Origin of the sequence: Pseudomonas sp. Z1-12, from assembly GCF_051132015.1 — a bacterium.
Lineage (GTDB): Bacteria > Pseudomonadota > Gammaproteobacteria > Pseudomonadales > Pseudomonadaceae > Aquipseudomonas > Aquipseudomonas zanjanensis.
This window is the reverse complement of the sequence record NZ_CP071647.1, coordinates 682160-703573: the sequence shown is the minus strand read 5'-3', so window position 1 is coordinate 703573 and position 21414 is coordinate 682160. Positions and strand designations below refer to the sequence as shown.

Genomic DNA, 21414 nt, shown 5'->3' with positions numbered 1-21414 from the left:
ATGACGATCCAATGGCATGACGTCAGCAGCCCGCCCTCCATGTCCGGGCTTTATTCGAAAGCGGCGACACGGCGCAAGATCACCGGAACGACCTTGCCCGAGGAAGGATTGCGCCAAGTGCTCCAGGTCGACCCGCAACGGCTGGCGGCTTATCGCAAGGTTTGCGGTTTCGTCGATAACGGACTACTGCCGCCGACCTATCCCCACGTCTTGGCGTTCGCCCTGCAAATGCAATTGCTCACAGGGCGGGACTTTCCCTTTCCGTTGTTGGGGCTGATCCACTTGAGCAACCGCATTCGTGTACTGCGGCCCATGGGTGGGGTCGGCCAGGTGCGGACCAGCGTCCATGTCGAGAACCTGCAAGCCCACGCCAAGGGCGCAGTCTTCGACCTGATGACCCGCCTCGATGATCAATTGGGGCCGCTGTGGGAGGCCCGGAGCCAGATGCTGTGCAAAGGGGTCCAGCTTGACGGCGCACTCGTGGACGACTCGCCCGAGGCCAGCCTGCCCTTGATTGAAGTCGCGCGTTGGGCCGCACCGGCTGACATCGGTCGGCAGTACGCCAAGGTCTCCGGCGACTACAACCCGATCCACCTGAGTGGCATGAGCGCTCGGCTGTTCGGCTTCCCCACCGCCATCGCCCATGGTCTGTGGAACAAGGCCAGGACCCTGGCGGCGCTGGATGACCACCTGGCCGAGGCCAACATCGAGATTGACGTGACCTTCAAAAAACCAGTGCGCCTGCCCAGCGAAGTGACCCTGCTGGCCAGCGCGGCGGGCTCCAGTGGGCAACTGCAACTGATGGGCGCCGGGGCGCTGGAGCATATGGTGGGGGCGTGGCGGCCGGTGGCCTGAGCAGAATAACGGCACTCACCATAAATCCATTGTGGGAGCGAGCTTGCTCGCGATAGCGGTGGCTCAGCTTGCATCAAGGTTGGCTGTACTGCCGTCATCGCGAGCAAGCTCGCTCCCACAGTTTGTTCCGGAGTGTTCGAGGGGCAGGCGCTCGCCACGAAATCCCTGTGGGAGCGAGCTTGCTCGCGATGGCGGTGGGTCAGCTTGCATCAAGTTTGGCTGTACTGCCGTCATCGCGAGCAAGCTCGCTCCCACAGTTTGTTCCGGAGTGTTCGAGGGGCAGGCGCTCGCCACAAAATCCCTGTGGGAGCGAGCTTGCTCGCGATAGCGGTGGGTCAGCTTGCATCCATCTTGAATCAACCCACTCAGCGCGGCGGGTAGTTGGACAGGATCCGCCCGACCGTCTCTCGCACAGCCGTGTTGCGGTCGGTCGGGTTGGGGGAGTTGCTGAGCAATTGCTCATCACTGCCACGCCACACCAGCTTGCCGTCCTTGCCATCGAGCAGGTCGATCTGCACGGTGGCGACCTTGTAGCTGATGTTGCGGGTTTCGTTGTACATCGGCCCGCCCCAATACCCGTTCCAAGGGCCACCCCAACCGCCGCCATAGTTGGTCGTGACCTGTTGCTGGCGGTCCTCGACAATCAAATAGGCCTGGACCAGCACATCGCCGCGCCCACCTGCCGCGGCCGGGCGCAGGCCGCGCTGGTCGAGTTGATCGGCCACCGCCTGGCGGATCCGCTGTTCGGTCAGGTCGCTCTTGATACGGGGGTCATCGGGACGATATTGCAGCGCCGGGTCTTTCCAGCTCCAACTGCGATATGCCGCGAAATCACGGCTGGTGTCGAAGTCATGATTGACCTGGTTAGAAGCACAGGCCCCCAGCAGCAAGGTGAAGGCCAGTAGAGCAAGACGGCGAAACATGGTTTTTCTCCGTTGCGTAATCAACTTGGCGGATACGCCGACAGGGCTTTTTCCACCGCTTCACGAATGGCATCGGTGCGCTCGGTCTGGCTGCCCCGCTGGCCAGTCTCGGCGCTGGCGCTCCACACCGGCTGACCGGTGCGGGCATCAAACAGGTCCACCCGAACCACCACGACTTGTTCCTGATACGTGCGCACCATCGGCATCGGACGGTACACGCCATAACCCGGACCGTAGCGGTCGTAACGGTTGTAGCCACCGTAGTACCCCGCATCATAGTCGTCCCGAACCTGACGCACGCGGGTCTCCAGGCGCAGGTCGGCGCTGACGAACAGGTCGGCGGGCCGGTTGTCATGCAGCGGCCGCAGGCCTCGCTGGTCGAGGGCGTTGCTCACCGCTTCGGCCACTTGGGCCGAATCCGCCCAGGCAGTGCCCGGTGGCAAACGCCCGTCACGCCAGGCCCAACTGCGATAGCGCCCGTAATCACGGGGCGGCGCCGGATAGGCGCTACGGTCGAACACCGTGGCGGCCTCGGGCGGCGCCGGCGGCAGCGGGTTGGACGTGGCGACATAGGGATTGCTGCCCTGGCAGGCCACCAGCCCCAGGCACAGCACCAACAACCCTGAACGACCTTTCATTTCGCGCTCCGATTGCACGTTCAGATCAGAGGGGACGACAAACCCAGTGCAGATAACGCCCCAACCCGGCAAACGCCGGATGGCGACGGTGGGCCAGTTCCATTTCCAGCAACTGCGCCAGCTCCACCCGCCCCTGGAATTCTACGGGCATGTAGTCATGGAAAACCCGCACGCCACTCTGGCTTTCGACCTGCCACAGGCCTTCAAGTTGCGCCGCCAATTCGCGCGGATCAAGGGGCTGTTGTGGTGTCAGGCTCTGTTTTTCGCCGGCCATGTCGTTTTTGCGCAACTTGCGAAAATGCCCCTTGAGCAGGTTGCGATAGACCAACGCGTCGCGGTTGTAGAACGCCAGGGACAACCAACCACCCGGGACCGTGAGTTGGTGCAACACCGGCAGGATCGCGTGGGGCTCGGCCAGCCACTCCAGCACCGCGTGACACAGCACCAGGTCGTAAGGCTCGGTCAACTGGCCGAGCAGCTCCTGCCACGGCGCCTGGATAAACGTGGCCTGCTGGCCGGCCTCGGCAAAGCGTTGGCGGGCGCCTTCGAGCATGGGTTCGGCCGGCTCGGCCAGGGTCACCTGGTGGCCGCGCTCGGCCAGCCACAACGACATGTGGCCCAGGCCGGCGCCGATGTCCAGCACGCGCAACGGGCGTTGCGGCAAGCTTTCCAGCAGGTCGGCCTGAAGCACTGCCAGGCGGATCGCGCCCTTGGCCCCGCCGTAGATTTTCTCAGCGAAACGCGTGGCGAGCTGATCGAAATGACGGTCGCTCATTGGCCGAACCGCCGTTCGCTGTCCGCCAGCTTGCTGCGCACCACGGCGTCCATGTCCAGGCCCAGCTCGCTGCACAGCAGCAACAGGTACAACACGATGTCACCGACTTCCTGCCCGGCGTGGGCCAGTTTGTCCGCCGGCAACTGGCGGGACTGGTCCTCGGTCAGCCATTGGAAAATCTCCACCAGCTCGGCCATTTCCACGCTGGCGGCCATGGCGAGGTTTTTCGGGCTGTGAAATTGCCGCCAATCGTTACGGTCGCGAATGGCATGCAGGCGTTCGGTCAGTTCAACAAGGTTCATCGGGTTCTCCTGAATGCGCATAGCTTCAGGGGGATGACCGGGGAAGGCAAGAGTCCTCGGTACGAAGCGGCGGTTTGCCCCATAATCGAACCAACTCGGCCGCCACAGTTCCTACAATCAGGAGCCAACGGCTCAACGCAGATTCCCTCCCATCAGGATGCACATATGCAGGTAGAAAGCTTTTTCGAATGGCTCGGCCAGGCGCTCGGTTCGGTGATCCGGTTCATCGTCGACCTGCTCAGCGGCCTCTTCAACACCCTGGCCAACGCCGGCGGCAACTTCGTCGACGGGCTGTCACGCACCCTGGGCATGGACACCTCGATCATCAGCATCATCGCCCTGATCCTCGGGCTGATACTGCTGTACTCGGCCATTCGCGCGTTCATGCGGGCCTCGATCGTCATGGGCATCATCTGGCTGGTGCTGGGGTTGTGGTTGTTGAGCTGGATCATTCACTAAAGCCTCCAGCGTCCTCTCGCCTGACACACCCTGTGGCGAGGGAGCTTGCTCCCGCTGGGGCGCGCAGCGGCCCTGTTTTTGGGGACTGCTGCGCAGTCCAGCGGGAGCAAGCTCCCTCGCCACAATGAATCCAAGTTCCGCAGGGAACGAGCAGGCAAGAACCCGCTACAATCGCGCTCCATCAAGGAGCCCGCATGCCCAACCTGATCACCGACTGGCGCGACCGCCTCACCCATCGCCGGGTCTGGGCGTTGGCTGCGCCGATGATTCTCTCGAACATTTCCGTGCCGCTGGTGGCGCTGGTGGATAGCACGGTCATCGGCCACTTGCCCCATGCCCATCAGTTGGGCGCGGTGGCGGTCGGGGCGAGTTTGTATACGGTGCTGGCGTGGGCCATGGGTTTCTTGCGCATGGGCACCACCGGGTTCGCCGCACAGGCCGCCGGGCGTGGTGACGGCGCGGCGTTGCGGCAAGTGTTGCTGCAAGGCCTGCTGTTGGCGATGGGGTTGGCGATGTTGCTCGGTGCCGTCGGCGTGCCGTTGAGCGACGTGGCCTTGCACTTCATGCAGCCGTCCGCTGAGCTCAACCAATTGACCCGCGACTTCTTCCACACCCGGCTCTTCGGCTTGCCGGCGGCGCTGGCCAGCTATGCGCTGGTGGGCTGGTTCCTTGGCGCCCAGAATGCCCGGGCGCCGTTGGCGATCCTGCTGGTGACCAACCTGGTCAACATCGCCCTGAACCTGTGGTTCGTGATCGGCCTGGACTGGGGCGTGACCGGTTCGGCCCGGGCCTCGGTGATTGCCGAGTGGACCGGTGCGCTGGTTGGCCTGGCCCTGGCTCGCAAGACCCTGCGGGCCTGGCCCGGACAAATCGCCTGGGCAGCCCTGGGCGTATGGCAGAACTGGCGTCCGCTGCTGGCGGTGAACCGGGACATTTTCATTCGCAGCCTGGCCCTGCAAGCGGTGTTTTTCCTGATCACGGTGCAAGGCGCGCGCCTGGGGGACGCGACCGTGGCAGCCAATGCCCTGCTGCTCAACGGCCTGCTGTTGACCGCCCATGCCCTGGACGGCCTCGCCCACGCCGTGGAAGCGCTGTGCGGCCATGCCATTGGCGCTCGCGACCGCCTCGCCCTGCGTCGCTCGCTGGTGGTGGCCGGCGGTTGGTCGCTGATTGCCAGCCTCGGCTTTGCCCTGCTGTTCCTGCTCGCCGGCCATGTGTTCATCGACATGCAGACCGACATTCCCGACGTGCGCGCCACCGCTTATGGCTACCTGCCCTACCTGGCGACCTTGCCGCTGATCGCGGTCTGGAGCTACTTGCTCGACGGCCTGTTCATCGGTGCCACCCGCGCCCGGGAAATGCGCAACGGCATGGTCTTGACCCTGCTGCTGGTGGCGCCAATCGCCTGGATGCTGCTGGGGTTGGGCAACCACGGACTGTGGATCACCTTCCTGCTGTTCATGGCCTTGCGCAGCCTCACCCTCGGTGCGTTTGCCTGGCACTTGCAGCGGCACGACCGTTGGCTCGGCGCGCCGACGTAATAACCCTCAACCCTGACGGCCCTGCCAGCGTCGCCGCAGGTGATCGAGCCGCTCGCGCTGAGAATCACCCTCCGGCCCCGGCAGGAGCCGGGCATTGGGGTATTGCAGCCGCAGCCAGAGCCAGTCGTCGAGCACCGTCCGCTCGGTAAAACCCAGCGCCAGCCCCTGCTGCACATCCTCCCAGAGCCGGCGGTAATCACGGCCGGTGGAAAGGGACCATTGCCACGCGTGACGCTCCAGCAGGCAGCGCTGCAACTGGCCCTGCTGTCGATCGCTGAGGCCGTGCTCCTTCTCCAGCGCTGCCACCGGCAATCCGGGGTTGGACAGTTGCTGCCAGCCCTGACTGCCGATCGCCCGGTCGGCCCATGTGCCGCCAAACCAGCGCAACAGGCTGATCGGACCCAGCCAGCAACTGAGTTCATGGGAGTCGCAACCGTCGAAGAAATAGCTCGCGGTGTGCGGGTTGTAGTAATTCAACAAGGCTTTGTGATGCAGGCCGAGCGTCACCGTCAGCATGCGCCGCAGATGCGCCAGTAATTGCACCGCAGGCTGTGGACAGGCCAACAACAGCCCTGGCCAGGCGTGCGGGTCCAGGTGGCAAAGACTCGTCAACGCTGGCGATTGGCGCAGATCCACCAACAGCGGGCCGTGGTCGCGAAGCCCATGCAACTCGGTGCCTTCGAACAGGGCAAAGCGCTGGGCGTCGGCGAACTGCGCATGAACGCGCTGCGCTGCCTCAGGCGCACTCGGCACGTCCAGCAACAACCACTGCGGCGTCGATCCAGGCACGGCCACGGCGCTCATCGAGCAACGCCCGAGCCGCGGCCCATGAGCATGCGGCAGGTGCACAGGGGTTGGGTGCAAGGGTTGAAAGGCCCGCCTTCGGGCAACAGGCACAACAAGACCAGCGGCTCGGCCTCCCGCATCGCCGACAACAGCACCGGATCGACCACAGATGGCCCAAATGTTTCGCCCGAGAATGACTCATCCGCGCCCTCTACCAAGGCAGGCTCGCTCAGAAATGCACTGATCAACGGCCGATCCGGATCGCCTTCGATAAAGCTCACCAGCACCTCGGTACCGTCACCCATCGCGTCTACCCCGCCAGCCGCCAGCTCGGGCGCCAAAGGCAACCAGCAATGGCTGGGACTGGAACCTTCGCCCTGATAGACCCAGTCGAACTCCACCGCCACGCGCCCCGCCCCGAGCACCGGAGGCTCGTCAACCGCCACGACCCAACCGCGTTGCCGGCTTGCCATGCGGGGCTTGGCCGGGACGTTGTCCGGCATGAACAGCACGCCCCGGGGAATGGCCTTGAAATGATTGCCATACACGCCCGCCTGGGCGCGATGTTCGACCCTGGTCAACAGCCAGCGCCGGTTCCAGCCGGCAAACGGATGGGCCGTCAGCGTCAGTATCTGGCCGGCGTGCAGGTTCGTCAGGTCGCTACGACCCTGGGCGACTTGCTCCCCCGCCACAGCGGTTTGCACGCTGAAGGTCCGCACCGCGGCAGTCGGCCCCTCGTCCGCATAGACCGCCTGGCCGGCAGGGGGAAAACTGTGCGGGTTGTCCGCGAACACCAGGCAATGCCCGTCGCGGGCGTGTTCGAAATGAAAGTGGATACCCGCTTGGGCGCACACGCGCTGGAGGAACTGCAGGTCCGATTCCCGATACTGGGTACAAAAATCCTGCGGTGGGTAATCGCCACTCAGGTCCAGGCACAGGCTGCGCCCGCTGATGCCATGGGCCTTGAGCACCTGGCGAATGATCTGCGGCACCGAGCGGGCGCTGAACACTCGCTGGTTGAAGCGTTGACCCAGACAGGCCAGCCTGGGGCTGATGCGCACCCGGCAGCCGACGCCATGGGAGTGCTGGACCCACTCATGGATCTGCCCATGAATGCCTCGGCCTGACGCTCCGAAACTCAACCAGACGCTGCGGTACAGCAAGCCCGCCAAGTCCAGGTTCGGGTCGAGCAACGGCAGCTCCGCTTCATAGATGAAGGGTTCGCTGATCGCTTCACTGCCCGTAAAAGCGACCACGTCAACGGGCTCGGGCAGACCGGCTATCTCCAGATGAAAAGCTGGCTCGCGGGCTGGATCGGACATCGGCGTTTCTCTACAGGAGGGGCGGCCGGGGATTCTCGCCGACCGACATGGCCGCGTAGAGGGGCCAAGTACAAGTTAGGAAAGGGACTACATGAAATAAGGACATCGCCGATTAAATGAACCGGTGTGAAGAAATAGCCGTGGCATAAACAAAAATACCCTCCAGGACTGTCCGAAAAAAACCGCAATGTACGGTGTATTTTTCTGACAGCCCCGGCGGGCAGTGTCGATCAGCCAAGAGGTGAACGTGATGCAATCCTGTGGCGAGGGAGCTTGCTCCCGCTTGGGTGCGAAGCAGCCACAACGAATGGGTCTGCTGCGCAGCCCTGCGGGAGCAAGCTCCCTCGCCACAGTGAATCGCGCCAACCTTGAGGGAGCGGCTGTTGGGCTATCTTCTATCAGGAAGACAGATACGACGAACGCGTCAGCCCCAAACGCAACGCATCGAGGAACTGGGTGCGCTCGGCGGCGCTGATGCGGGCGCTGGCGCACTTGTCGCGGTAGTGCGTCATCAACTCCTCTGGCGACAAGTGCACGTAGCGCAGCATGTCTTCGATGGTGTCGTGGGTTTCGATACCTGCGTGGTACACGCTGCCGTCGGCGTTCTGGTAGATGTTCACCGAGTCGGTATCGCCGAACAGGTTGTGCATGTCGCCGAGAATTTCCTGGTAGGCGCCCACCAGGAAGATGCCCAGCAGGTAGTCTTCACCAGGATTGAGGGCGTGCACCGGCAGGCTGGTCTCGATGCTCTGCTCGTCGACGTACTGCTTGATCTTGCCGTCGGAGTCGCAGGTCAGGTCTTGCAGCACGGCGCGGCGCAGCGGCTCTTCGTCCAGGCGATGCAGCGGCAGGATCGGCAGCACTTGGCCGATGGCCCAGGTGTCCGGCAGGCTCTGGAATACCGAGAAGTTGCAGATGTACTTGTCGGCCAGCTTGTCGTTGAGCTCGTCCAGCACCTGGCGGTGCGAGCGCTGGCGGGCCTTCAACGAGTTGTGCAGGCGACGGCACACGGCAAAGTAGCACTGCTCGGCCAAGGCTTTTTCCGCCAGGGTCAGCTTGCCGTCGGCATATTGCGCCGCCACGTCGCTCATGTAGTGCGTGGCGCGCCAGTAGGTCTCGGTGACCATCTCGATGTCGGTGGGGCCCAGCAGGTCAACCAGCCATTGCACGGTTTCCGGCAGTTCCTGCTTGTTGTCGATCGCCGGCACGTCGTCGTTGTGTTTTTCGACGTCGGTCACCTGCACCACCAGCATCGCGTGGTGAGCAGTCAGCGAGCGGCCGCTTTCCGAGAAAATGTGCGGGTGCGGCAGGCCCTGGGCGTCGCAGAACTCCTTGAGCATGCCAACCACGACACCGGCGTAATCGTCCATGTCGTAGTTGATCGAACTGGCATTGCGCGAGTGCGTCCCGTCGTAGTCCACGCCGAGGCCGCCGCCGACGTCGATGTGATCCACCGGCAGGCCGAGGTTGCGCAGCTCACCGTAGTAACGGATCGCTTCCTTGAAGCCATGCTGGTAGTCCGCCAGGTTGGCGATCTGCGAACCCATGTGGAAGTGCAGCAGGCGGATGCCCTGGTCCAGGCCAGCCGCGCGGAAACGCTCGACCACCGACAGCAGTTGCGCGGCCGACAAGCCGAACTTGGACTTCTCGCCACCGGTATCGGCCCACTTGCTCGACGCCAGGGACGACAGGCGCACCCGCAGGCCGACCTGTGGCTTGACCTTGAGCACTGCGGCCTCTTCGATCACCAGGCCGACTTCGGACTCTTTCTCGATGACGATGAAGACGTTGTGGCCAAGCTTCTGGCCCATCAGCGCCAGGCGGATGAATTCGCGGTCCTTGTAGCCGTTGCAGACAATGGTCCCGCCCTTCGGTGCGAGGGCCAGCACCGCCAGCAGCTCCGGCTTGGAACCGGCTTCCAGGCCGATGGAGACGTTCTGGGTGGCAATGATGTTTTCGATCACCGCTTCTTGCTGGTTGACCTTGATCGGGTAGAGCGCGGTGTACTTGCTCTGATATTCCAGGCGCGCGATGTTGCTGTCGAACGCGCCGGTGAGCTGGCGCACACGGTCTTGCAGGATGTCGGGGAAGCGCACCAGCAACGGCAGCGAGAGGCCACTCTGGCGCAACTGGTCGACTTGCTCGAACAGGTCGATGGGCGAACTGCCTGGACCGTTCGGACGGACTTCGACGCGACCGGCTTCATTGATCGCGAAATACCCGGCCCCCCAATGGCGAATCCCGTAAACACTGCGGCTGTCCGCAACTGTCCATTGGCTGCCATCGTCTTTGCGTGTGCGTCGTACGGACATCGAAGTCCCCTATAAAGAAGTCAAAATGCACCATCCGGTCGGAGGCTGGGGCAGTCTAGAGAGTGAAAATGACGAATTGCCTGTTAGCAAGGTAGACCCTGCTCCCAGCGATGAGTTTAGAAACCCGTTCAGAACAGGCTCTGTGAAAACCATGCGGGCGACCTCGGACGGCGGGTCCGGGTCAAGCCGAGGGTGGTTTTCACAGAAGCTGCTAGCCGCCGGATTTCTTTGCCTTGAAGCCGTGCTTGAGCAGTTCCGCCAGCAGCAGCTCGACGTGATCGCCCTGGATCTCGATGATGCCGTCTTTCAACGCACCACCGGTGCCACAGCGTTTCTTCAACGTGGTGGCCAACTCCTTGAGCGCGTCTTCGGCCAACGGCACACCGGTGATCGTGGTCACCGTCTTGCCGCCGCGCCCTTTGCTTTCACGGCGCACACGGGCAATGCCGTCACCGGCGGGGATGGCGGTCTGTTTGCAGATACAGGCATCCACCGGTTGACGGCAATCAGGGCAATGACGACCGGCGTCGGTAGAAAATACCAGGCCGCCCAGGGCGGCGAAGGATGCGGCTTTTTTGGCCACCGGCAATCCTCTTGGGAGGACAAAGACTGGTCGAGGGGAGAATGTGCCTCGACCGCGAAACCCCACTCAGGCAGGGGCAGCGCTACTGGACCGCAGACACGGTTCAGCTTGAAAAGTCGCGCAGTGTAACGGCAAAAAGCCGACTTGCTAAGGGCCAATCAGCGCCAATTTATAGCTTCTTTGCGACGCTGCCACCGTGGACGCGCAAATAGCGCTCAAGTGCCGCCAGGGAGTCCGGGCAGTAAGGCATGCGCTGGATTTCATCGAGCACCTGTTCGAGGGGCAGGAAACGCGCTTCGAGGACTTCTTCGGGCTGCAGGACCAATGGGCCGTCCCACACCGCCGAGAACGCCGAGCACCACAGACGACTGCCGGGGTCTTCGAAATAAAAATGGTCATGGGCGGTCAGTTCCACGCCGCTCACGCCCAGCTCCTCCGCCAGCTCACGGGCCGCCGATTCGGCGTAGGTCTCGTCGGCCTGGACCATGCCGCCCGCCGCCACGTCCCAGAACCCCGGGTAGATGGCCTTGCTCAGGGTGCGCCGGTGAACACAGAGTTCACCGGCCGAGTTGAACAGCATGATGTAGGTGCCACGTCCGATCAGCCCGCGTTCGCGCAACTCCGAACGCACCAGGCTGCCGAGCAGGTTGTCGTGCTCGTCGACCCACGCGATCAACTCGGCATCCGAGGCCACTCGGTGAGCGACCTCCCGGGGGCTTTCACTCATGGATCAACCCTGGTTCAGCAGTTGCCGCAAGTCGATGACCGCTGCGTTGGCCCGGGAAATGTAGTTGGCCATGACCAGCGAGTGGTTCGCCAACACACCGAAGCCACTGCCGTTGAGGATCATCGGGCTCCAGACCGGTTCCTGGGACGCTTCCAGTTCACGGATGATCTGCCGCACGCTGACCGTGGCGTTCTTTTTCGCCAGCACATCGGCGAAGTCCACTTCGATGGCGCGCAGCAGGTGCGACAGCGCCCAGGCCTGGCCGCGGGCTTCATAGAACACGTTGTCGATCTGCAGCCATGGGGTCTCGACCACCTCTTCGTCCACCTGCGGCACCTGGCCCGGGGCCGGGACTTCGGTTTTCAGCGAGGTGTTGAGCTTGACCCGGCCAACGCTGGCCGACAGGCGCTGGGACAACGAACCCAGGCGCGTGCCGACGTCGCCCAGCCAGTTGTTCAAGTTGTCGGCGCGCGCGTAGAACAGCGCGCTTTTCTGGTTCGGGTCGGACAGCCGCGCCTGATAGCGGCTCAGGGAGTTGATGCCTTCCTGGTATTCGGATTCGCTGGAGGGCAGCACCCAGCTGCGGTTGTCGAAGTTGAAGCGCGGCTCGGCCTTGGCCAGGTCGGCGTCCTCGGCGGACTGGGACTGGGAGCGGGCGAAGTCCTTGCGCAGGGCGCGGCTCAGGTCGCGGACCTGCACCAGCACGCCGTATTCCCAGCTCGGCATGTTGTCCATCCACAGGCCTGGCGGGAAGCGGTCGTTGGAGATGTAGCCACCCTGCTTGGTCAGCAAGGTCCCGGCCACGGTCTTGAGGGTCTCGACCGTGGTGTAGCCCACCACCATCTGCCGGCCGTCCTTCTCGGCCGCGGCCTGGGCGTTCTGCTGCACGGGGAACAACGCGGGCTCCTGGCTCCAGTACCAGCCGACGGCAATGGTCACCAGCAGGTAGAGGGCAATCAGCGTCGCCAGTGCGCGGCTGAAAAAAAGCCCACCCAGGTAGCTGCGGGCGGCCGATTTCGGCTCGGCGGCGCGTTCAGGCGCGCTGCCCGCGCGGTTTTTCCAGTCCAGCATGGCGATGTTCCTTCAATCACTTGAGTTCTCGGTTCGACCACAACCCTACGCCATCGTGCCTGATTTGAAACGCGATAATGCGGCGCCAATCATGCCGGGCGCGACAGGGCAATCGAACAGCACTATAAAGGAAGCATTGCCATCGGCCTACGAGACTGTCCAGTCACAAACTGAATTTCGCGACTGGACAGAATATTGACGTACGACACTCATGCGAGGGAAAAGAGGTGCTAGCATAGAGCCACCAGTCGATCTCAGCATGCACCCTAACTAGTAGTCAGGATATGACCGAGCCAGAAGACCCCAGCCGTGAGCGCCTCAAGCACCACTTTGCCCAGCGGGTAATTCATCAGGCTCGTCAGATCCTGGAGATCTGGCAGCGCCTGCAACGCAGCGAATGGTCAAGCACCGACCTCTCGGAACTCAGCGAAGCCAATCTGCGCCTGCTGCGCTTTGCCGAGCGCTTCGAACAGCCCGAGCACTCCCAACTGGCCCAAGGCATCAGCCAATCGCTGCAAGCGGTGGATGCCAATCGCGGGCGCCTGAGCAGCCAGCTGATCACCGAAATCAACCGCCTGATGCAGCGTTTGTCGCGCACCGGCCTGCGCCACGGCGACCAGCTCGAACAAACTTTCCTGCCACCGCTGCGCAAACCCGTCTACGTGATGCTGCAGGACCATGACCGCGCCGAGCGCCTGGCCAAGCAATTGGAATTCTTCGGCCTCAGCGCCCAAGCGCTGGACAATGTCGCGGCGTTCCGGGCCTCGATGGTCGAGCGCCTGCCGGCGGCAATCGTCATGGATGTGGACTTCAGCGGCCCCGGCACTGGCCTGAAACTGGCCGCCGAAGCCCAGGAAGGCCTGGAACAACCGTTGCCGCTGTTGTTCTTCAGTTTGTTGGAAACCGACACGCCGACACGCCTGGCCGCGGTACGCGCCGGCGGGCAGGAATTCCTCACCGGCACCCTCGAAGCCTCGAGCCTGCTGGAAAAGATCGAGGTGCTGACCTGCGTCGCCCAGTACGATCCCTACAAAGTGCTGATCATCGATGACTCCCGTGCCCAGGCCTTGCACACCGAGCGCCTGCTCAACAGCGCCGGCATCATCACCCGCACGCTGATCGAACCGATCCAGGCCATGGCCGAGCTCGCGGATTTCCAGCCCGACCTGATCATCCTCGATATGTACATGCCCGCCTGCACCGGCACGGAACTGGCCAAGGTGATCCGCCACAATGACCGCTACGTCAGCGTGCCGATCATCTACCTGTCCGCCGAAGACGACCTGGACAAGCAGCTCGACGCCATGAGCGAAGGTGGCGACGACTTCCTGACCAAGCCGATCAAGCCTCGGCACCTGATCACCACCGTACGCAACCGTGCGGCCCGGGCGCGCAACCTCAAGGCGCGGATGGTGCGCGACAGCCTCACCGGCCTGTACAACCACACCCACATCCTGCAACTGCTCGAAGATTGCAGCTTCCGCGCCCGTCGCGAAGGCAAGCCCCTGAGCTTCGCCATGCTCGATATCGACCATTTCAAACGGGTCAATGACAGCCACGGCCACCCCATGGGCGACCGGGTGATCAAGAGTCTGGCGCTGTTTCTCAAGCAACGCCTGCGCAAGACCGACTTCATCGGCCGTTACGGCGGCGAAGAGTTCGCCATTGTCATGCCCGACACCGACATCGACGCTGCCTGCAAGGTGTTGGATGAGATTCGCCAGCGCTTTGCCGAAATCCATTACCCGGCCCAGCCCCATGATTTGTGGTGCACCTTCAGCGCCGGCGTGGTGGAAATGAGCGATGATTCCGACAGCCTGATGATGGCCAGCCAGGCGGACGAAGCGCTGTATCGCGCCAAGCACGCCGGACGCAACCGGGTACAGAGCGCCCGCCAATCAAAGCAAAGTGCCACTTTTTCATCGGAATCGACCGATTCGGTCATAAACCTGTAACTCAAGCGCAATAAATTCAGGCACTTACGATTCTGCCCCCGGTAGACCCTTGATGCGCCTGAAGCTGCTGACCAATCTCAACACCCTTCTTTTAGTTGCCGTGTGCCTGGGCCTCGGGGCCACCCTATGGTGGTCGCAGATCGCCCTGGAACGGCCCTACTTGCTGATGGAGCGTTATCTGGGCCTGTCGCGGCAGTTCCAGGGCGAAGTGGCGCGCAACATCGAGGACTACCTGGCCAGCGGCGATGCCTTGCGCCTGAGCGCGGCCACCCAGGCCTTGGAAACGCTGCAAAAAGACCTCGACCAGTTTTCCCTGGAGCTGGCCAAGACCTTGCGTCCGAGCCTGTCGAACCTCGACAGCTTCAGCAAGACCGATCTGCTGGCCGCCGGCAAACTGGCCGGCGATCCGCAGGCGTTGCTGCTGCAGGCCGAGCGTGAACTGAGCGCCAGCCTCGATCAACTGGCCCAATACGCCAACGGCGCCCCGGCCTACTTGCCTCCCTTGTTCGCCGCGTCGCAGCACCTGGGCCGGTTGTCCCTCACGCGGGACAAACTGGTCAGCAGCGGCCGCAGCGAACTGGCCGCCGATGTCGAACGGGAACTGGCGAGCATCCGTGTCGAGGCCGAACGCCTCGATAGCCTGCCGCTGCTGGGTGTCACCGCCAGCAGCGATTCGGGCAGCGATGATTTCGCCGCGCTGATGGGCCTGGAGACCCAGGAAAAAGCCGCCGCCGAAGACGCTGGCATCGCCCTCAAGCGCGAACTCAACAGCCTGCTCGGCCGTTATCCGGCGGAATTGACCCGCACCCGTGAATTGATCCAGAAACGCACCGAGCTAAGCAGCGCCACGCACCTGAAAATCGCCGATGTGCAAATGGCGATCGATACCCTGGAGCCGGCCGTGCGGGCCCAGCATGGGCAGATCCAGGGGGAGGTACGCTTGATTCAGGGGGTGATGATCGGCCTGATCCTGCTGATCGCACTGTTGATCGACACCTTGCAGCGACGCCTGGCCCGCACCTTGACGCACCTGGCTCCGGCCCTGTCGACCTGGGCCGAAGGGGACTTCAGCCGGGGCATCCAGGTGGGCGCCAGCAACCGCGAAATGCAAGACATCGAGGCTTCGCTCAATCGCCTGCGCGCTTATCTGGTGGACCTGGTGGGCACCATTCGGATGAATGCTGAACAGGTCGCGGGCAGCAGCCGGGCCCTGGCCGAGCTGAGCGGCGAATTGCACAGCGGGGCCGAGCATCAGGCCGGCGACACGGCGCTGATCCGTGATTCCCTCAGCGAACTGGAAGCGACGATCCAGCAAGTCGCCGGCGATGCCAGCCAGGCCGCAGACGCCAGCCGTAGCGCCGGGCAAGCGGTGGAGCAAGGGCAGAAAGTCATCGGCCTGAGCCTCACGGGCCTGCATGCACTGGTGGGGGAAGTGCAAGGCAACGCGCAAATGATTGAACAACTGGCCGAGGAATCGGCCACCATCGGCGGCGTGCTGACGGTGATTCGCTCGATTGCCGACCAGACCAACCTGCTGGCCCTCAACGCCGCCATCGAAGCAGCCCGTGCCGGGGAAATGGGCCGGGGCTTTGCGGTGGTGGCCGAGGAAGTCCGCTCCCTGGCCCAACGCACGGCCGGCGCCACCGCCGAAATCCAGACCTTGATCGCCCGCCTGCAACTGGCCGCGCGCCAATCGGTGGACGGCATGCGCGCCCAGGTCGAACACGCCGAAGCCACCGCCAGCCAGGCGCAAGCGGCCGACGGTGCACTGGATGAAATCGTCGGCGCCATCCAGACCATCGCCGACACGGCGGTCCGTATCGCCGACGTCACCGCCCAACAAAGCGGCGCCGTCAGCGAAATCCGCGACCACAGCGAGCGGATCCACCAACTGGGCGGGGACAACCTGCTGCGCATCGGCCAGGGCCGGGAACAGGGCGATCATCTACTCGTGCTGGGCGGGCGGTTGCACACTGCGGTGCAGGCGTTTCGGGTTTAGCTCCTAGAAACGGTATGACTCATTGTGGCGAGGGAGCTTGCTCCCGCTCGGCTGCGCAGCAGTCGTAGAACCTGCCTACTGGTTTTTTCCGACACACCGTGTTGAATGGTCTTGGGGCTGCTGCGCAGCCCAGCGGGAGCAAGCTCCCTCGCCACAGGGTCGATTCCGAAAGAAAGTGAACACTCACCGTCAACCGCCATCGCCTGTGGGAGCGAGCTTGCTCGCGAAAGCGGTGGGTCAGCTTGAATCGATGTTGGATATGCCGCCGTCATCGCGAGCAAGCTCGCTCCCACAGAGGGGCGGTTTCCAACCGTATGACCGGATCAGGGGCCTGGGTCATAAATTTCGCGCAAACATCGGTCATCGTGCTGGCTATTGCCGAGAACTGGACAGTCATTAAGGCTTTGCGGCATAGTCGCCGGGTTCTGATACCTGCTCACAGATAACAAGGAACAGCAGATGGCGACCCTATTGGTCCTGCACGGACCCAACCTGAACCTGCTGGGCACCCGTGAACCGGGCGTCTACGGCGCCGCGACCCTGGCCCAGATCAACCAGGACCTGGAACAGCGAGCCCGCAACGCCGGCCATCATTTGCTCTACCTGCAAAGCAACGCCGAATATGAATTGATCGACCGTATCCATGCCGCGCGTGGCGAAGGCGTGGACTTCATTTTGATCAATCCAGCAGCTTTTACACACACAAGTGTCGCATTACGTGACGCGCTGCTGGCGGTGAGCATCCCATTCATCGAAGTGCATTTGTCCAACGTGCACAAACGCGAACCTTTCCGTCATCACTCCTACTTCTCCGATGTAGCAGTGGGAGTGATCTGCGGCCTTGGCGCCAGCGGTTACCGACTGGCCCTGGAGGCCGCCCTAGAGCAGCTTGAAAGACAGGCGACAGCTTGAACAACAAGCGTTAAACGCCCCTGACCGACCCTTGGGAGTTGATGATTCATGGATATCCGTAAAGTTAAGAAATTGATCGAATTGCTGGAAGAGTCCGGCATCGACGAGCTTGAGATCAAGGAAGGCGAAGAGTCCGTACGCATCAGCCGTCACAGCAAGACCCCGGCCCAGCAGTTCTATGCACCGGCCCCGATGCAGGCTCCGGCCGCCGCACCTGCTCCAGCAGCCCCGGTTGCCGCCGCAGCCCCCGCCGCACCGGCGGCACCAACGCTGAACGGCGCTGTTGCCCGTTCACCAATGGTGGGCACGTTCTATCGCAAGTCTTCGCCATCCTCGCCGTCCTTCGTTGAAGTCGGCCAGACCGTGAAGAAAGGCGACACCCTGTGCATCGTCGAAGCCATGAAGATGATGAACCACATCGAAGCTGAAACCAGCGGTGTGATCGAGTCCATCCTCGTCGAAGACGGCCAGCCGGTTGAGTACGACCAACCGCTGTTCACCATCGTTTGAACCGCGGGGAGCCTTTGATGACTGCGAAGTTGGAAAAAGTTCTGATCGCTAACCGCGGTGAGATCGCCCTGCGGATTCTGCGTGCCTGCAAAGAGATGGGCATCAAGACCGTCGCCGTTTACTCCAAGGCCGACAAAGAACTGATGCACCTGGGCCTGGCGGACGAATCCGTCTGCATCGGTCCGGCGTCGGCTGCGCACTCCTACCTGCACATCCCGGCGATCATCGCCGCTGCCGAAGTGACCGGCGCCACCGCCATTCACCCGGGCTACGGTTTCCTGGCGGAAAACGCCGACTTCGCCGAACAGGTGGAAAACTCCGGTTTTGCCTTCATCGGTCCGAAAGCCGACACCATCCGCCTGATGGGCGACAAGGTGTCGGCCAAGCACGCCATGATTGCCGCCGGCGTGCCGACCGTTCCGGGCTCCGACGGCCCGCTGCCTGAAGACGAAGAAACCGCTTTGCGCATCGGTCGCGAAGTGGGTTATCCGGTGATCATCAAGGCCGCTGGCGGCGGCGGTGGTCGCGGCATGCGCGTGGTACACAAGGAAGAAGACCTGATTTCCTCGGCGAAACTGACCCGCTCCGAAGCTGGCGCGGCGTTCGGCAACCCGATGGTCTACCTGGAAAAATTCCTGACCAACCCACGTCACGTCGAAGTCCAGGTACTGTCCGACGGCCAGGGCCAGGCCATCCACCTGGGCGACCGCGATTGCTCGCTGCAGCGTCGTCACCAGAAGGTCCTCGAAGAAGCGCCGGCACCGGGCATCGACGAGCAGGCTCGCCAGGAAGTCCTGGCTCGCTGCGTCAAGGCCTGTATCGACATCGGCTACCGTGGCGCCGGTACCTTCGAGTTCCTCTACGAAAACGGTCGTTTCTACTTCATCGAAATGAACACCCGTGTTCAGGTGGAGCACCCGGTTTCGGAAATGGTCACCGGTATCGACATCGTCAAGGAGATGCTCAGCATCGCCGCCGGCAACAAGCTGTCGTTCACCCAGGATGACGTGGTCATCCGCGGTCACGCGCTGGAATGCCGGATCAACGCCGAAGACCCGAAGACCTTCATGCCAAGCCCTGGCACGGTCAAGCATTTCCATGCCCCGGGCGGCAATGGCGTTCGCGTCGATTCGCACCTGTACAGCGGTTATGCCGTTCCGCCGAACTACGATTCGCTGATCGGCAAGCTGATCACTTACGGGGCGACCCGTGACGAAGCCATGGCGCGCATGCGCAATGCGCTGGACGAAATCGTGGTGGACGGGATCAAGACCAACATCCCGCTGCACCGTGATCTGGTTCGTGACGAAGGCTTCTGCAAAGGGGGCGTGAACATTCACTACCTCGAGCACAAGCTGGCAGGCGAAAAGCAGTAAGCTTCAGCCCGCACCAGACAAAGCCGCCTTTGGGCGGCTTTGTCGTACCTGCAGGTTTCGCAAACCTGTGGGAGCGAGCTTGCTCGCGAAAGCGATGTATCCGCTGACATCAATGTGACTGACAGACCGCTTTCGCGAGCAAGCTCGCTCCCACAAAAGCTTTGCGCTCGCGTAAACTTGCGCGCTTCGCTGGCCGCTAGGCTGCAATCATCATTTTTCAAAGGTGCCCGCCATGCCTTGGCTGCAAGTACGCCTGGCCATCAGCCCGGAACAAGCCGAAACCTATGAAGACGCGTTTCTTGAAGTAGGCGCGGTATCGGTAACCTTCATGGACGCCGAAGACCAGCCGATCTTCGAGCCGGAGCTCAACACCACGCCGCTGTGGTCCCACACCCACCTGCTGGCCCTGTTCGAAGGCGGCACCGAGGCGGCCAGTGTCCTTGCCCATCTGGAACTGCTGACCGGCGGCCCGCTGCCCGAGCATCACAGCGAAGTGATCGAGGACCAGGACTGGGAACGTAGCTGGATGGACAACTTCCAGCCGATGCGTTTCGGCCAGCGCCTGTGGATCGTCCCGAGCTGGCATGCCGCGCCGGAGCCGGACGCGGTCAATCTGTTGCTGGACCCGGGCCTGGCGTTCGGCACCGGCACCCACCCGACCACCGCGCTGTGCCTGGAATGGCTCGACGGCCAGGATCTGAAGGGTTGCAACGTACTCGACTTCGGCTGTGGCTCAGGGATCCTGGCGATTGCCGCGCTCCTGCTGGGCGCCAAGGAAGCGGTCGGCACCGACATCGACGTCCAGGCCCTGGAAGCCTCCCGCGACAACGCCGGTCGCAACAACATCGCCGAAGCCTTGTTCCCGCTGTACTTGCCGCAGGACTTGCCACAGGTCCAGGCCGACGTGCTGGTGGCCAATATCCTCGCCGGCCCGCTGGTGTCCCTGGCGCCGCAACTGTCGAGCCTGGTCAAGCCGGGTGGACGCCTGGCGCTGTCGGGCATCCTCGCCGAACAGGGCGAAGAAGTCGCCGCCGCTTATGCCGCGGACTTTGACCTGGACCCGATCGCCAATCGCGATGGCTGGGTGCGCATCACCGGACGTCGGCGCTAGAATGAGCGCCTGTATCCACCGGATTGCCGCATGACTGACAGCTTCGTCACCCAGTGCCCGCATTGCCACACCCGTTTTCGCGTCAGCCATGCTCAATTGAGCGTGGCCCGCGGGGTGGTTCGTTGCGGCTCATGCCTGCAAGTGTTCAATGCCGCACGACAGCTGCTGGAACAACGCACGGGCAAGCCAGTCGCGCCCGCCGTCGCGCCGCCCGCCAAGCCTGCCGCCGAAGCCCCACCCCGGGCCATCAGCCAGAAACAATGGAGCGCCGCCGAACTGGACCTGGATGACCTGGACAAGGAACTGGCGCGTCTGGAGCGACGTGACAATCGCGCCCCAGGCAGTGCCGGTCGGCGTCGGGAAGACAACCTGAGCGCGCAACGCGATTCGCTTTCCGGCGAACAACAAGCCTGGCCCGACAGCCTGTACAGCGAAACCTCGGACGAACCCGTCGAAACCGTCCTCGATACGCCCTTCGAACCGTTCGAACCCCACGAACCGGCGCGGCCGCCGCGTACCGAACCGTCCCTGTCCCTGGCCCTCGAACCACTGGAACCGGACGACGAACCCGTCGCCCCACTCCACCTCGCACCGGACGACGAACCCGAAGAACACCTCGAGCGCCTGTCCGCTACCGACGACCACGACGACGAACCCGAGCCACCGCTGCCACTGCGCAAGTCACGGGAGCGCCAGGAGCCGGGCATACGCGCCGAAGCCCTCCACGACCTGGACGACGACCCGCTGCAACTGGACTGGCGCAAACGTCGTTCGCCCTGGGGCCGACGCCTGTTGTGGATTCTACTGATCCTGCTCGCCGCCGCAGCCCTGGGTGGCCAGTACATCGCCTACCATTTCGAAGAACTGGCCCGCCAGGACCAGTACCGGCCGTGGTTCCTGCAAATCTGCCCGACCATCGGCTGCGACGTACCGTCCAAGGTCGACATCGCCAAGATCAAGAGCAGCAACCTGGTGGTACGCAGCCATCCGGAATTCAGCGGCGCCCTGATAGTGGACGCGATCATCTACAACCGTGCGCCCTTCTCCCAACCTTTTCCGTTGCTGGAACTGCGCTTTGCCGACCTCAACGGGCACCTGATCGCCAGCCGTCGCTTCAAGCCCGGGGAGTACCTGGGCGGCGACCTCGAGGGCCGCGGCGAAATGCCGCCGCAGACGCCCATCCACATCGCACTGGATATCCTGGATCCGGGTCCCAAGGCGGTGAACTACAGTCTGAGCTTCCATTCCCCCGAATGA

The 21414-nt window shown here is 63.1% G+C and carries 20 protein-coding genes; 10 read left to right on the top strand and 10 right to left on the bottom strand.

The window, feature by feature from the left end:
* Positions 1-855 (top strand): MaoC family dehydratase, encoded by an 855-nt coding sequence (locus J3P85_RS03020; protein ID WP_434704851.1) that lies wholly within the window; start codon positions 1-3, stop codon positions 853-855.
* Positions 856-1220: 365 nt separating this feature from the next.
* Here the strand turns inward: J3P85_RS03020 and J3P85_RS03015 are convergent, their stop codons facing one another.
* Genes J3P85_RS03015 through J3P85_RS03000 form a run of 4 tightly spaced genes read right to left on the bottom strand, consistent with a single transcriptional unit; the run spans position 1221 to position 3493 of the window.
* Positions 1221-1778: a DUF4136 domain-containing protein gene (locus tag J3P85_RS03015; protein ID WP_186707916.1), complete on the bottom strand. Its 558-nt coding sequence runs from the start codon at positions 1776-1778 to the stop codon at positions 1221-1223.
* Between the two features lie 20 nt (positions 1779-1798).
* Positions 1799-2416 carry a DUF4136 domain-containing protein gene (locus tag J3P85_RS03010; RefSeq protein ID WP_186707914.1) on the bottom strand — a complete coding sequence of 206 codons (618 nt, stop codon included), beginning with the start codon at positions 2414-2416 and terminating at the stop codon, positions 1799-1801.
* Between the two features lie 25 nt (positions 2417-2441).
* A complete protein-coding gene (locus tag J3P85_RS03005; protein WP_434704850.1) occupies positions 2442-3191 on the bottom strand; it encodes a methyltransferase in 750 nt (249 codons plus the stop codon).
* On the bottom strand, positions 3188-3493 hold the full coding sequence (locus tag J3P85_RS03000) for a MazG-like family protein (protein ID WP_003186192.1): 306 nt from the start codon (positions 3491-3493) through the stop codon (positions 3188-3190). Before J3P85_RS03000 ends, J3P85_RS03005 begins: the two co-directional genes overlap by 4 nt.
* A gap of 165 nt (positions 3494-3658) precedes the next feature.
* On the opposite strand from J3P85_RS03000, the gene J3P85_RS02995 reads away from it, so the two are divergent.
* The gene (locus tag J3P85_RS02995) at positions 3659-3952 is read left to right on the top strand and encodes a hypothetical protein (protein ID WP_434704849.1); all 294 of its coding nucleotides are present in this window, start codon (positions 3659-3661) and stop codon (positions 3950-3952) included.
* A 194-nt stretch (positions 3953-4146) separates the two neighbouring features.
* Positions 4147-5493: an MATE family efflux transporter gene (locus J3P85_RS02990; RefSeq protein ID WP_434704848.1), complete on the top strand. Its 1347-nt coding sequence runs from the start codon at positions 4147-4149 to the stop codon at positions 5491-5493.
* A gap of 6 nt (positions 5494-5499) precedes the next feature.
* On the opposite strand, the gene J3P85_RS02985 is transcribed toward J3P85_RS02990, so the two are convergent.
* The 6 genes from J3P85_RS02985 to J3P85_RS02960 form a co-directional block, all read right to left on the bottom strand.
* Complete coding sequence (locus J3P85_RS02985; RefSeq protein ID WP_434704846.1) at positions 5500-6297, bottom strand: DUF4123 domain-containing protein; 798 nt, start codon at positions 6295-6297, stop codon at positions 5500-5502.
* Positions 6294-7601, bottom strand: coding sequence for a type VI secretion system Vgr family protein (locus J3P85_RS02980; RefSeq protein WP_434704845.1), 1308 nt, complete (start codon positions 7599-7601; stop codon positions 6294-6296). Before J3P85_RS02980 ends, J3P85_RS02985 begins: the two co-directional genes overlap by 4 nt.
* Positions 7602-7999: 398 nt before the next feature.
* A complete protein-coding gene (gene speA / locus J3P85_RS02975) occupies positions 8000-9913 on the bottom strand; it encodes an arginine decarboxylase (protein ID WP_186707901.1) in 1914 nt (637 codons plus the stop codon).
* Between the two features lie 211 nt (positions 9914-10124).
* Complete coding sequence (locus tag J3P85_RS02970; RefSeq protein ID WP_053118082.1) at positions 10125-10496, bottom strand: translation initiation factor Sui1; 372 nt, start codon at positions 10494-10496, stop codon at positions 10125-10127.
* 169 nt (positions 10497-10665) lie between these two features.
* Positions 10666-11223 (bottom strand): NUDIX hydrolase, encoded by a 558-nt coding sequence (locus tag J3P85_RS02965; protein WP_250964111.1) that lies wholly within the window; start codon positions 11221-11223, stop codon positions 10666-10668.
* A 3-nt stretch (positions 11224-11226) separates the two neighbouring features.
* Positions 11227-12294: a DUF2333 family protein gene (locus J3P85_RS02960; protein WP_434704844.1), complete on the bottom strand. Its 1068-nt coding sequence runs from the start codon at positions 12292-12294 to the stop codon at positions 11227-11229.
* Between the two features lie 284 nt (positions 12295-12578).
* Between J3P85_RS02960 and J3P85_RS02955 the strand changes: the two genes are divergently transcribed.
* From J3P85_RS02955 to J3P85_RS02925, 7 genes are all read left to right on the top strand, one after another.
* Positions 12579-14249: a GGDEF domain-containing response regulator gene (locus J3P85_RS02955; protein WP_434704843.1), complete on the top strand. Its 1671-nt coding sequence runs from the start codon at positions 12579-12581 to the stop codon at positions 14247-14249.
* Between the two features lie 52 nt (positions 14250-14301).
* Complete coding sequence (locus tag J3P85_RS02950; RefSeq protein WP_434704842.1) at positions 14302-16248, top strand: methyl-accepting chemotaxis protein; 1947 nt, start codon at positions 14302-14304, stop codon at positions 16246-16248.
* 459 nt (positions 16249-16707) lie between these two features.
* Entirely contained in the window at positions 16708-17160 is a 453-nt protein-coding gene (gene aroQ / locus J3P85_RS02945) for a type II 3-dehydroquinate dehydratase (RefSeq protein WP_434704841.1), read from the top strand.
* A gap of 48 nt (positions 17161-17208) precedes the next feature.
* A complete protein-coding gene (accB, locus tag J3P85_RS02940; protein WP_434704840.1) occupies positions 17209-17670 on the top strand; it encodes an acetyl-CoA carboxylase biotin carboxyl carrier protein in 462 nt (153 codons plus the stop codon).
* 17 nt (positions 17671-17687) lie between these two features.
* Complete coding sequence (gene accC, locus J3P85_RS02935; RefSeq protein ID WP_434704839.1) at positions 17688-19046, top strand: acetyl-CoA carboxylase biotin carboxylase subunit; 1359 nt, start codon at positions 17688-17690, stop codon at positions 19044-19046.
* 232 nt (positions 19047-19278) lie between these two features.
* Complete coding sequence (gene prmA / locus J3P85_RS02930; RefSeq protein WP_123415133.1) at positions 19279-20157, top strand: 50S ribosomal protein L11 methyltransferase; 879 nt, start codon at positions 19279-19281, stop codon at positions 20155-20157.
* Between the two features lie 30 nt (positions 20158-20187).
* The gene (locus J3P85_RS02925; protein ID WP_186707885.1) at positions 20188-21414 is read left to right on the top strand and encodes a DUF3426 domain-containing protein; all 1227 of its coding nucleotides are present in this window, start codon (positions 20188-20190) and stop codon (positions 21412-21414) included.

Bases quoted from the DNA above. Each gene is read 5' to 3' on its own strand.
- J3P85_RS03020 (WP_434704851.1), top strand. From the start codon at position 1: ATGACGATCCAATGGCATGACGTCAGCAGCCCGCCCTCCATGTCCGGG.
- J3P85_RS03015 (WP_186707916.1), bottom strand. From the start codon at position 1,778: ATGTTTCGCCGTCTTGCTCTACTGGCCTTCACCTTGCTGCTGGGGGCC.
- J3P85_RS03010 (WP_186707914.1), bottom strand. From the start codon at position 2,416: ATGAAAGGTCGTTCAGGGTTGTTGGTGCTGTGCCTGGGGCTGGTGGCC.
- J3P85_RS03005 (WP_434704850.1), bottom strand. From the start codon at position 3,191: ATGAGCGACCGTCATTTCGATCAGCTCGCCACGCGTTTCGCTGAGAAA.
- J3P85_RS03000 (WP_003186192.1), bottom strand. From the start codon at position 3,493: ATGAACCTTGTTGAACTGACCGAACGCCTGCATGCCATTCGCGACCGT.
- J3P85_RS02995 (WP_434704849.1), top strand. From the start codon at position 3,659: ATGCAGGTAGAAAGCTTTTTCGAATGGCTCGGCCAGGCGCTCGGTTCG.
- J3P85_RS02990 (WP_434704848.1), top strand. From the start codon at position 4,147: ATGCCCAACCTGATCACCGACTGGCGCGACCGCCTCACCCATCGCCGG.
- J3P85_RS02985 (WP_434704846.1), bottom strand. From the start codon at position 6,297: ATGAGCGCCGTGGCCGTGCCTGGATCGACGCCGCAGTGGTTGTTGCTG.
- J3P85_RS02980 (WP_434704845.1), bottom strand. From the start codon at position 7,601: ATGTCCGATCCAGCCCGCGAGCCAGCTTTTCATCTGGAGATAGCCGGT.
- speA (WP_186707901.1), bottom strand. From the start codon at position 9,913: ATGTCCGTACGACGCACACGCAAAGACGATGGCAGCCAATGGACAGTT.
- J3P85_RS02965 (WP_250964111.1), bottom strand. From the start codon at position 11,223: ATGAGTGAAAGCCCCCGGGAGGTCGCTCACCGAGTGGCCTCGGATGCC.
- J3P85_RS02960 (WP_434704844.1), bottom strand. From the start codon at position 12,294: ATGCTGGACTGGAAAAACCGCGCGGGCAGCGCGCCTGAACGCGCCGCC.
- J3P85_RS02955 (WP_434704843.1), top strand. From the start codon at position 12,579: ATGACCGAGCCAGAAGACCCCAGCCGTGAGCGCCTCAAGCACCACTTT.
- J3P85_RS02950 (WP_434704842.1), top strand. From the start codon at position 14,302: ATGCGCCTGAAGCTGCTGACCAATCTCAACACCCTTCTTTTAGTTGCC.
- aroQ (WP_434704841.1), top strand. From the start codon at position 16,708: ATGGCGACCCTATTGGTCCTGCACGGACCCAACCTGAACCTGCTGGGC.
- accB (WP_434704840.1), top strand. From the start codon at position 17,209: ATGGATATCCGTAAAGTTAAGAAATTGATCGAATTGCTGGAAGAGTCC.
- accC (WP_434704839.1), top strand. From the start codon at position 17,688: ATGACTGCGAAGTTGGAAAAAGTTCTGATCGCTAACCGCGGTGAGATC.
- prmA (WP_123415133.1), top strand. From the start codon at position 19,279: ATGCCTTGGCTGCAAGTACGCCTGGCCATCAGCCCGGAACAAGCCGAA.
- J3P85_RS02925 (WP_186707885.1), top strand. From the start codon at position 20,188: ATGACTGACAGCTTCGTCACCCAGTGCCCGCATTGCCACACCCGTTTT.